This is a genomic window from Vibrio sp. 378 (assembly GCF_033339435.1).
The window spans coordinates 1-771 of the sequence record NZ_JAWOUO010000418.1; the positions used below are offsets into that span (position 1 = coordinate 1).

Below are 771 nucleotides of genomic sequence, written 5' to 3' on the forward strand. Positions count from 1 at the left end.
TTCGCAACGCCTATACAGTGTTTAACTCCACAGTAGTCAGCAAATGCTTGTTCAAACTGTTCCGTTTCCTTGCCAAGGATATACCAGCCAGATTCAATTACGCGTGCACAGGCTTGTTTCAATTCGTCTTCGTACTCGGCATTTAAGCGCTTTAGCTCTAAAAAATTAACCATTATTCTTCTCTACATAACGTACTATCTTGGCTGGGCTTCCAACCACAGCCGCATAGTCTGGCACTGAACGGGTGACCACACTGCCTGCACCAACCATCGCATTTTTTCCGATGGTTATGCCTGGCAAAATCGTGGCATTGGCGCCGATGGAGGCGCCTGACAGGATTTTTGTTTTCGGAAATGCCTCTGGCCATACTTTTGAACGCGGGAACTTGTCGTTCGTAAAAGCAGCTGCCGGGCCAATGAACACATCATCTTCAATTTCAATGCCATCCCAAAGATAAACGCCGCACTTTACAGTGACTCTATCTCCTAGGACCACATCATTCTCGATGAAGGTATGCGCGCAGATATTACAGTCACGACCAATTTTAGCCCCAGCAAGGACCACGGCAAATTGCCAAATAGACGTCCCCTCGCCAATCGTCGATGAAGCAACATCACTGAGTACATGAATTCGCATGGCCTACCTCTTTAAGAAATGTGTCATAGTCACGGATATAATCGGCTTCATCATACAATTCACTAGCGACAACCATCAGTACACAATCTTCAGAAAAGTCGTGCATCTCACGCCATTTTAAGCCTTTGATATGCA

At 46.0% G+C, this 771-nt stretch carries 3 protein-coding genes; all 3 read right to left on the bottom strand.

The annotated features are described in order from the left end of the window. The coding region (locus R7Q48_RS26670; RefSeq protein WP_318133236.1) for a DegT/DnrJ/EryC1/StrS family aminotransferase at positions 1–173 on the bottom strand (173 nt) is incomplete at its 3' end. Continuing rightward, positions 166–636, bottom strand: a complete 471-nt coding sequence (locus R7Q48_RS26675; protein ID WP_318133234.1) for an acyltransferase — start codon at positions 634–636, stop codon at positions 166–168. The genes R7Q48_RS26670 and R7Q48_RS26675, both read right to left, overlap by 8 nt. Then, a partial coding sequence (locus R7Q48_RS26680; RefSeq protein ID WP_318133238.1) for a WxcM-like domain-containing protein occupies positions 614–771 on the bottom strand: 158 nt, incomplete at its 5' end. The genes R7Q48_RS26680 and R7Q48_RS26675, both read right to left, overlap by 23 nt.

Coding starts and splice junctions, on each gene's coding strand:
- R7Q48_RS26675 (WP_318133234.1), bottom strand. CDS start 636: ATGCGAATTCATGTACTCAGTGATGTTGCTTCATCGACGATTGGCGAG.